This window comes from Romboutsia timonensis (genome assembly GCF_900106845.1).
GTDB lineage: Bacteria > Bacillota > Clostridia > Peptostreptococcales > Peptostreptococcaceae > Romboutsia > Romboutsia timonensis.
Genome location: NZ_LT629854.1, coordinates 1 through 9,514, shown reverse-complemented (window position 1 = coordinate 9,514; position 9,514 = coordinate 1). Strand labels below are relative to the sequence as shown.

The window sequence follows — 9,514 nt, the reverse complement described above, 5'->3', positions numbered from 1 at the left end:
GGTTATTATAGCAAAGAGGATACACCTGTTCCCATACCGAACACAGAAGTTAAGCTCTTTAGCGGCAATGGTACTTGGTGGGCGACCGCCTGGGAGAGTAGCACGTAGCCACGTAATCTTTTTTTATATAATGCCTTTAAGTGATAAAAATCATCTTAAAGGCATTTTTTACGTACAAGGAAATTAATATATAAAAATTTTTTGTGTATAGGTTATAAATATAAATAATATTAATAACTTCAGAAACGTAAAAAATGACATTTTGAAATGCTTCGCCCACGCAGTGGCTCAAGCAACGGATGTGACCGAAGCGGTAGCGAGTGTCATATCGCTGGCGACATGAGCGTAGCGAATTTTTTATTACTATATTCTTTTAAGCATTATATTAATTTATTAGTTAATATTGTGATAGGATTATACAAAATAAAATAGACAATGATATAATATAGATTAGTGATATAGATTATAAATAGACAATTATATAGAGTAGAACTATAATTTAATAAGTTTGGAAGAGGGTAAATTATGAAAGTTAAAGAGAGAAGAGAGTTATTATTAAGTATATTAAATAAATCAGCTAAACCTATAAAGGGTGATGAGTTAGCAAATACTTTAAATGTAAGCCGACAAGTAATAGTTCAAGATATAGCTTTAATAAGAGCTACAGGTGTAGATATAATAGCTACACCTCAGGGTTATGTAATATATAATACTAAAGTAGCGACTAAAACTATAGAATGTAAAAATCATGTTAATGGAGATGAGTTTTATAATGAATTAAAGACTATAGTAGACTTAGGTGGTAAAGTAAAAGATGTAATAGTAAAGCATCCGATCTATGGAGAAATTAAAGTAGATTTAGATATAGATTCTAATAGAGATATAGACGAATTTATGAAAAAAGCCTCAAGTGATGAGTTTAAACAATTATCAACATTAACAAAAGAGAGTCATTTACACACAATTGAAGCAAAAAGTGAAGAGATATTAGATGAAATTGTTTCGTCATTATTAGATAAAAATATACTTGTAAATAATAGCAAAAAATAGTTTATAAAAAATTATAGAGTACTATTTTGTAAAAAAATAATCTAATTATATAGACATTACTTGTAAAAATAAATACTTTAACTAAAATAAAATAATAAAAAGTTTGAATAATACTATTGAAACTTGGTTATATATATAATATAATGATTATCAAATAAAACAATTAGTTTAAAAGCTATGAAGGAAAATAGTAAAAAATATGTTTGTATTCAGAGAGTGAGTGGTTGGTGTGAACTCATTACAATGATTTTTGAATCCATTCCAGAGCTTCTAATCGGAAATAATAGTAAGATTAGACGTATACCTACGTTACAGGATTGAGAGGACTATACATAAAACGTATGGTCAATTAGGGTGGCAACGCGGATCAAAGACTTTCGTCCCTTTTTATAGGGGGATAGAAGGTCTTTTTTTATTATAATTAATTGTTTTAGGAAAGCTATTCAATAAAAATCTTAAGATAAATTTTAAAGAGATAACGTTATCTAAATGTACATATGTATTGAAAAATAAGCTAGAAAATAGCTATAAAATAAAAATAGGAGGAAGTAAAATGCTAGATATAAAAAGAATAAGAGAAAATTTAGAAGACATAAAAAAGGCAATGGATAGAAGAGGGGAAAAAGAATTCGATCTAGATGCTGTAGTTGCCTTAGACGATAAGAGAAGAGAATTACTTAAAGAAGTTGAAGTAATGAAAAATGAGTTAAATGTTGAATCTAAGAAAATACCTCAACTTATAAAAGAAGGTAAAGATGTAGATGCTGCAAAAGCTCAACTAAAAGAATTATCAGACAAGATAAAAGCTATAGATGAGCAAGTTAGAACAGTTGAAGATGAAATGGAATATAATTTAATGAGAATACCTAATGTTCCTCACCCAGATGTTCCACAAGGAACTACAGATGAAGATAACGTTGAAATAAGACAATGGGGAGAAACTCCAAAGTTTGATTTCGAAGGAAAAGCACACTGGGATATAGGTACAGGTCTTGGAATATTAGACTTTGAAACTGCTGGTAAAATAACAGGTTCAAGATTTACTTTATACAAAGGATTAGGAGCAAGACTTGAAAGAGCTATCATAAACTTCTTCTTAAATACTCATACAGAAGAACATGGATATACAGAAGTTTTACCTCCTTTCATGGCAAATAGAACAAGCTTCATAGGAACAGGACAATTACCAAAGTTCGAAGAAGATATGTTTAAAATAGAAGGAATGGAATATTTCTTAATACCAACTGCAGAAGTACCAGTAACTAATATACATAGAGATGAAATATTAACTGCAGATCAATTACCTATAAAATATTGTGCATATACTCCATGTTTCAGATCTGAAGCAGGTTCTGCTGGTAGAGATACAAGAGGTTTAGTAAGACAACATCAATTCAACAAAGTTGAATTAGTTAAATTCTGTGATCCTCAAAACTCTTATGAAGAGTTAGAAAAATTAACTAACGATGCAGAAAGAATGTTACAATTATTAGGATTACCATACAGAGTAGTTAGAATATGTACAGGTGATTTAGGATTCACTGCAGCATTCAAGTATGACTTAGAAGTATGGATGCCAAGTTACAACAGATATGTTGAAATATCTTCTTGTTCAAACTTTGAAGATTTCCAAGCTAGAAGAGCTGGTATAAGATTCAAGAGAGATAAAAAATCTAAAGCTGAATACGTTCATACATTAAATGGTTCAGGATTAGCAGTAGGAAGAACTTTAGCTGCTATATTAGAAAATTATCAACAAGCTGATGGATCTGTAGTTGTTCCAGAAGTATTAAGACCATATATGGGTGTAGATGTTATAAAGAAAAATGAATTATAAGATATAGTTTATATAAATATAAGAGTATCCTAAGATTATTATTTTAAGATACTCTTATATATTTTTAATAAGATATAGTATTAAATATAATTTATTAATGATTAAGTCTAAAACTTCACTATAAATATATTAACTCGTTGTGCTAATTGAATATGATTATTTAAAATACTATAGTCTAAAAATTTACATTTTGATAGCTAAAAAACTATATAGTAATTTCAATAGGTTTAGTAAAAAAACTAGCACAACAGATTAATTCATTGTATTAGATAAATTATATTTTTGAAAATGCTAGCGTTTATAATAAAAAAATAATTACTAAAAAATTCTATGTAGTATTTTAAATATGTGTAGGGAATAAGTAGCACGATAGAGTAAGTTATTTATTTTGTATATAGAGCACTATGCATATATGAGTTTATATTATAGGATTAATATTTAAATTTAAGTTGAAATATAAAATAAACTATGTTAATATAAACTTGTTGTAAGTTTTAGGAGGAGATATGGAAAACTCATACTACATGAAAGAGGCTTTAAAAGAAGCAAATAAAGCATATGAAAAAGGTGAAACACCTATAGGAGCTGTAATTGTAAAGAATAATGAAATTATAGCAAGAGCACATAATTTAACTGAAACGTTAAATGATTGTACAGCTCATGCAGAAGTTTTAGCTATAAGACAAGCTTCAGAAAAGTTAGGTGGATGGAGACTAGTTGATTGTGATTTATATGTAACGATGGAGCCGTGTATAATGTGTAGTGGAGCAATAGTTCACTCTAGAATAAAAAAACTTATAATTGGAACAAAACATATAAAAAATGCATATACAGAAAAACAACATGAATTTAAAATAGATTATTATAAATATAATAATATCGAGACCACATTCGGTATATTACAAGAAGAATGCTCTAATATATTACAAGAATTTTTTAAGAATTTAAGGAAAAGATAATATGGAGAGTTGGTCGAGATGGTCGAAGGCGCTTGCCTGGAAAGTGAGTATACGTCAAAAACGTATCATGGGTTCGAATCCCATACTCTCCGCCAGAGAATATTAAATATGGTTGTAATTTTGCTGTACTAGATGGGGAGGTAGCGGTGCCCTGTAACCTGCAATCCGCTATAGCAGGATTGAATTCCATCTAGAGGCTTTTGCTTTGTAAGGCTGCCCTAAATAAGTGGTGTTGACGTTTAGGTCCTACGCAACGAAAACTCATGAACCCCGTCAGATCCGGAAGGAAGCAGCGGTAAGTGACCACTTTCGTGTGCCGTAGGGGTGCCTAAGCCGAGCTAACTGTTTAGGTAACGCTTGTAAGGCAAAGTCAATAGATGGTGTACAGCATTTATATATAAAAATAGAATCCCTTTAATCAGGGATTTTTTTAATATCCAAAATTGTAATTTATATAACTTTATTAAAGATAATGATATAATATTTCAAGATATAGGAAATTAATATATTAGATTGATTTTTACATTAAGGAGAGAGAGGAATGCATAAAGCCTTATATAGATCGTATAGACCTCAAAATTTTGAAGATGTTGTAGGTCAAGAACATATTATAAGAACATTAAAAAATCAGATAGAGAACAACAATGTAGGTCATGCTTATTTATTTTCAGGTACAAGAGGTACAGGTAAAACATCAACAGCTAAAATATTTGCAAGAGCTGTAAATTGTGAGAATAGTATAAATCAAGAGCCTTGTAATGAATGTGAAGTATGTAGAGACATATTAAATGACAATGTGATGGATGTCGTAGAAATAGATGCTGCGTCTAATAATAGTGTAGATGATATAAGAGAGCTTAGAGAAAGCGTTAAGTATTCTCCAACTAAGGCTAAATATAAAGTATACATAATAGACGAGGTACACATGTTATCTCAAGGTGCATTTAATGCCCTATTAAAGACTTTAGAAGAACCACCATCATATGTAATATTTATATTAGCTACTACAGAGCCGCATAAAATACCAGCAACAATTTTATCTAGATGTCAAAGATTTGACTTCAAAAGAGTTACAGTTAAAGATATGACTGACAGAATGAAAAAAATATGTAATGAGGAAAATATAGAAGTAGAAGAAAAGGCACTTAATTTAATTGCTAGAAACTCTCAAGGGGCATTAAGAGATGCTCTAAGTATATTAGACCAGTGTATATCTTTTTCAGATAATAAAATAGAATATAAAGATGCTGTAGAGTTATTAGGAACAGTTAATATAGAACAATTATTTGAAATGGCTCAGTCAATAATAGATCAGGACACAAAGAAATCTCTACAAATACTAAATGAGTTTGTTGTATGGGGGAAAGATATAAGAAATTTAATAAATGATTTAATAGACCATTTTAGAAATTTAATGGTATGTAAAGTATCAACTGAATTAGATGAGATTATATCACTTCCAGAGGAAACAATAAAGCTATTAAAAGAACAATCTAAGATAGTAGATGTAAATGATTTAATAAGAATTTTAAATATATTATCAGAAACTCAAGATAATATGAAAACATCATCTAATCCTAGAGTATTAGCAGAAGTTACTATTATGAAAACTGCTCAACCTATGTTTGATGAAAGTAAAGAAGCTTTAATAAAGAGAATAGAAAATCTAGAAAAAACTATTGAGAGCGGTGATATAAAAATAAATACAATAGAGAATAATATATCAACTAATGAAATAGTTATAGAGAAAGAAGAACCTGAAGAAATAGTATATGAAAATGTAAAAAGTGAAGATGTTAAATTAATAGAGTCATCATGGCAGAAGATAAGACAGAAAATAAAAGAAGATAAAGTAAATAAACAGATGCCGGTATATTTCTTATTAGGTGATGTGAGTGGGTTTAATGTTTATAATAATAACTTATATATAATTTATGGACATGGATTTGAATTTGCAAAGAAAAGATTAAGTAACCCAGAAACTATATCATATATAGAACAAATGATAAGAGAAACTATTAATAGAAGCTTTAGTATAAAAATAATATTAGAGTCTGAAGTTAAAAATATAGAACTAGAAATAAAAAATGAAAAAGTGGACAAAGGTGAAGAAATACTAAAGTCTATAGTTAAAGATGATATACTTGAAATAAGGGATAATGAAGAAAAACAAGATTAATAATAAAAAAGATTATGATATAATAATAAAATATAGAAAAAATTTTAAAGGAGGATTTTAGTTATGGCTAAAAGAGGTTTTGGAGGCGGAATGATGCCTGGAAATATGAATAATCTATTAAAGCAAGCTCAAAAGATGCAAGAAAATATGCAAAAAATGCAGGCTGAATTAGAAGCAAAGGAGATAGAGTCTTCTGTTGGTGGAGGAGCTGTTACTGTAAAGGTTAATGGTAAGAAAGAATTAATAGATATAAATATAAAACCAGAGGTAGTTGATCCAGATGATATAGAAATGTTACAAGACTTAGTTTTAAGTGCTGTTAATGAAGCATTAAGAAGCGTTGATGAAATGCAAGCAAGTCAAATGAGTAAAGTAACTGGAGGAATGAATATACCAGGATTATTCTAGTAGGTGATTATATGCAAGTTTATACAGGGCCTATAACTAGGCTGATAGAAGAGTTTTCAAAGCTTCCTGGGGTTGGAAGAAAAACTGCTCAAAGATTAGCATTTCATATTATAAATATGAATACTAATGATGTAGAAGCTTTATCTAAAGCTATAATAGAAGCTAAGAGAGAAATAAAATACTGCTCTGTTTGTTGTAATATAACAGATACAGACCCTTGTAGTATGTGTTCTAATAAGAATAGAGACTCTAGTGTAATATGTGTTGTAGAAGATCCAAGAGATGTAGCTGCAATGGAAAGAACTAGAGAGTTTAAAGGTCAATATCATGTATTAAATGGTGTTATATCTCCTATGGATGGTATAGGACCTGATATGATAAAGATAAAAGAGCTTATACAAAGATTAGGAACACAAGATGTAAGAGAAATAATAATGGCTACTAACCCAACGATAGAAGGGGAAGCAACAGCTATGTACATAGCAAGGCTTTTAAAACCTATGGGTATAAAAGTTACAAGAATAGCACATGGTCTACCAGTAGGCGGAGATTTAGAGTACGCAGATGAGGTTACTATATCGAAAGCTTTAGAAGGTAGAAGAGAAATATAAAAAATCGAGGTACATGCCTCGGTTTTTATGTTTTAGTAGGAGTATAATATGGAAACAACTATGACTTTAGAAAAATATAAATCTATGAAAAAAGCTAAAAATATACGAGAAGAAAAAAATTTAAATAATATAGATATAGATGCTTTGATTAAGAAAAAGTCTAAAAAATCTTCAAGTAATGTACGTAGTGAATTTAGAAATAATTATAAGAATTATCAATATGATTATGAAGAAGATTTTTATGAGCCTAGATACTAAATTTAAAATTTTTAGGTAAAGATATTTAAATATTTTTATAGTAAAAGAGAGCCAAGGGATAATAAAAATATCTCAAGGCTCTTTTTTATAACTGTATTTGTTTAGAATATATTAAAATTTATTCGTTACTACTTAATATATCGACAACTAAGTTAGATATATTAACTGCCGAATCGAATTTACGTATAGACTTTATATTTTTTCTAAGATTATCTAGCCTAGAAGGGTCATCGATAAGTACTTTTAGTAAAACAGGTAAGCTATACTTTTTAGTTGTTCTAAGTGCGGCACCACAATTAGTTAAGAAATCTAGATTTTCTTCTTCTTGACCTGGTATAAAGTAAGGAACAATCATAGGAACATCATTAAGTAATGCTTCTGTAGTAGTAAGACCACCAGGTTTTGATATTAATACATCGATAGAAGCTAAGATATCATTCATTTTATTTGTATATCCTAATAAACATATATTTTTATTATGTATAGTAGAATCTAGCATTTTAGATAACTTATCTTTTAGATGTTCATTTCTACCGGTTATTACCAATATCTGAAAATCTCTATCTATAGCAATCAAATCTTCTAATGTTTCTTTTATGTTACCAGCTCCGAAACTTCCACCCATAAGTAAGACAGTTAATTTTTCAGGAGATAAGCCAAGTTCAGTTAATACAGTCTCTCTATCTCTATGACTTAAGAAAGATTTTTCAACAGGGATTCCGAAAGCCTTAACTTTTTCACTGTCAACTCCTTCGTATACTAGCAACTCTTTAACATATTCATGTCCAACAATATAATAATCAATTTCATTTTGAATCCACGTTGAGTGGGTAGTATAGTCTGTTAAAACGGATATCATAGGTGGGATATCCACTTTAGTAGATTTATAGAAGCTTTCACTTCGACTTAAAGAATGAATATTATTATTTTTTTTAAGTGTACTAAGGGCTATCATAGGAAATGGATGAGTTCCTATGATTAAATCTGGCGTAGATTCATTTAGTAAATGTTTAAATTTTCTAGCCATTAAAGATGTTAGAGGGTTTGTTTTAAATTCATTTTTCGAAGCAATAGTAGTCTCTGAAAATCTATATACACTACCATATGCCTTAGGTGTATATAGCGCTGATTTCTCATAACCTCTAGAAATTACTTTATCCATTGTATTATTAACTAATTTTAAACTATCGACAATCTCACATTCTATAGACATATTACCTATAGTTCTACTTTCAAGCTCTTCTTTAATTGCGCGAGCAGCTCTATTATGTCCACCGCCAGTAGATGCTGACATAATTAGTACTTTTTTGCTCATAAAATTTCCTCCTAATATGATAGAGTTATATTGAACAATAACATAATTTTATGTATTATTAATTATACTTTAAAAAACTAAAATATTATATAGTATAAATTATTATTAACTGATATGTGATAATAATAATCTAATATAATAAAAAAATACAAGTATATAATGCTTAGGAGGTATATTAAATGAAAAAAGTAGAGATATATACTAGCGATACCTGTATACAGTGTATTAAAGCTAAAGAATATTTAAAAAATAGAAATATAGAATTTAAAGAGTATAATATATCTAAAGACTTAGAAGCTAAAAGAGAGTTGATAAAGATGGGATACATGTCTATTCCAGTTATACTTATAGATGGAGAGCATGTATTAGGATTTGATTTAAATAGAATAGAAAGTTTATTAGAAAAATAAATTAAAAAAGAATTAGTAGTAGATGAATTCTTAAAATATGTTTACACTAATTCTTTTTATTAATTTTGAAAAGAATATAAAAAAGAAATGTGTAAATACTATTACTACTGTAAAAGGTTAAATTAAGTTATATATAGCTGTATAAACCTGATGAAATAGGGGATTCTAATATAGAATAATTTTTAACATAGAAAGATAAACATAAATATAAATAAAAAATATAAAAAAACTTTAAAAAAAGTATTGACGATATAAATTAAAGATGATATATTATTACTTGTCCTTAAGAAAAGGGCGAAACAAAATAAAACAACTTAAAAAAATAAGTTGACAAAGTAAAACAACTTTGGTAAACTTAAAAAGTTGAAAGAAAGAACTTTGAAAATTAAACAGTAGGTTAATTTATAGAATTGAAACTAACAAACCAAGCCAGATATTCAGATAATGATAGTCTGAGCAGGTAACAACTTTTATTTGAGAGTTTGAT

The 9,514-nt window shown here is 28.5% G+C and carries 9 protein-coding genes, 1 tRNA gene, 1 rRNA gene, 1 other RNA gene and 1 other annotated feature; of the genes, 11 read left to right on the top strand and 1 reads right to left on the bottom strand.

Features of this window, described 5'->3' with window-relative positions; genetic code table 11:
- The 10 genes from rrf to BN7997_RS13980 form a co-directional block, all read left to right on the top strand.
- A 5S ribosomal RNA gene (gene rrf, locus BN7997_RS14025) occupies window positions 1-114 on the top strand; the annotation flags it as partial.
- A gap of 411 nt (window positions 115-525) precedes the next feature.
- Complete coding sequence (locus tag BN7997_RS14020; protein WP_071121464.1) at window positions 526-1,050, top strand: transcription repressor NadR; 525 nt, start codon at window positions 526-528, stop codon at window positions 1,048-1,050.
- A 168-nt stretch (window positions 1,051-1,218) separates the two neighbouring features.
- Window positions 1,219-1,438: a binding site (T-box leader), on the top strand.
- Between the two features lie 165 nt (window positions 1,439-1,603).
- Complete coding sequence (gene serS, locus BN7997_RS14015) at window positions 1,604-2,887, top strand: serine--tRNA ligase (RefSeq protein ID WP_071121463.1); 1,284 nt, start codon at window positions 1,604-1,606, stop codon at window positions 2,885-2,887.
- A gap of 506 nt (window positions 2,888-3,393) precedes the next feature.
- The gene (locus BN7997_RS14010) at window positions 3,394-3,846 is read left to right on the top strand and encodes a nucleoside deaminase (protein WP_071121462.1); all 453 of its coding nucleotides are present in this window, start codon (window positions 3,394-3,396) and stop codon (window positions 3,844-3,846) included.
- A gap of 3 nt (window positions 3,847-3,849) precedes the next feature.
- Window positions 3,850-3,941 (top strand) — tRNA-Ser (locus tag BN7997_RS14005).
- A 28-nt stretch (window positions 3,942-3,969) separates the two neighbouring features.
- Window positions 3,970-4,234: signal recognition particle sRNA large type (ffs, locus tag BN7997_RS14000), an RNA gene on the top strand.
- A 153-nt stretch (window positions 4,235-4,387) separates the two neighbouring features.
- Entirely contained in the window at window positions 4,388-6,025 is a 1,638-nt protein-coding gene (gene dnaX, locus BN7997_RS13995) for a DNA polymerase III subunit gamma/tau (protein WP_071121461.1), read from the top strand.
- A 63-nt stretch (window positions 6,026-6,088) separates the two neighbouring features.
- Window positions 6,089-6,433: a YbaB/EbfC family nucleoid-associated protein gene (locus BN7997_RS13990; RefSeq protein WP_071121460.1), complete on the top strand. Its 345-nt coding sequence runs from the start codon at window positions 6,089-6,091 to the stop codon at window positions 6,431-6,433.
- Between the two features lie 11 nt (window positions 6,434-6,444).
- Window positions 6,445-7,044, top strand: coding sequence for a recombination mediator RecR (gene recR / locus BN7997_RS13985; RefSeq protein WP_071121459.1), 600 nt, complete (start codon window positions 6,445-6,447; stop codon window positions 7,042-7,044).
- A 48-nt stretch (window positions 7,045-7,092) separates the two neighbouring features.
- On the top strand, window positions 7,093-7,302 hold the full coding sequence (locus BN7997_RS13980; RefSeq protein WP_071121458.1) for a hypothetical protein: 210 nt from the start codon (window positions 7,093-7,095) through the stop codon (window positions 7,300-7,302).
- Window positions 7,303-7,420: 118 nt separating this feature from the next.
- On the opposite strand, the gene BN7997_RS13975 is transcribed toward BN7997_RS13980, so the two are convergent.
- Complete coding sequence (locus tag BN7997_RS13975) at window positions 7,421-8,617, bottom strand: MGDG synthase family glycosyltransferase (RefSeq protein ID WP_071121457.1); 1,197 nt, start codon at window positions 8,615-8,617, stop codon at window positions 7,421-7,423.
- A gap of 179 nt (window positions 8,618-8,796) precedes the next feature.
- Here BN7997_RS13975 and BN7997_RS13970 point away from each other — a divergent pair, with 179 nt between their 5' ends.
- Window positions 8,797-9,027, top strand: a complete 231-nt coding sequence (locus BN7997_RS13970) for a glutaredoxin family protein (protein ID WP_071121456.1) — start codon at window positions 8,797-8,799, stop codon at window positions 9,025-9,027.
- Window positions 9,028-9,514 lie beyond the last annotated feature (487 nt).

Bases quoted from the DNA above. Each gene is read 5' to 3' on its own strand.
- BN7997_RS14020 (WP_071121464.1), top strand. From the start codon at position 526: ATGAAAGTTAAAGAGAGAAGAGAGTTATTATTAAGTATATTAAATAAA.
- serS (WP_071121463.1), top strand. From the start codon at position 1,604: ATGCTAGATATAAAAAGAATAAGAGAAAATTTAGAAGACATAAAAAAG.
- BN7997_RS14010 (WP_071121462.1), top strand. From the start codon at position 3,394: ATGGAAAACTCATACTACATGAAAGAGGCTTTAAAAGAAGCAAATAAA.
- dnaX (WP_071121461.1), top strand. From the start codon at position 4,388: ATGCATAAAGCCTTATATAGATCGTATAGACCTCAAAATTTTGAAGAT.
- BN7997_RS13990 (WP_071121460.1), top strand. From the start codon at position 6,089: ATGGCTAAAAGAGGTTTTGGAGGCGGAATGATGCCTGGAAATATGAAT.
- recR (WP_071121459.1), top strand. From the start codon at position 6,445: ATGCAAGTTTATACAGGGCCTATAACTAGGCTGATAGAAGAGTTTTCA.
- BN7997_RS13980 (WP_071121458.1), top strand. From the start codon at position 7,093: ATGGAAACAACTATGACTTTAGAAAAATATAAATCTATGAAAAAAGCT.
- BN7997_RS13975 (WP_071121457.1), bottom strand. From the start codon at position 8,617: ATGAGCAAAAAAGTACTAATTATGTCAGCATCTACTGGCGGTGGACAT.
- BN7997_RS13970 (WP_071121456.1), top strand. From the start codon at position 8,797: ATGAAAAAAGTAGAGATATATACTAGCGATACCTGTATACAGTGTATT.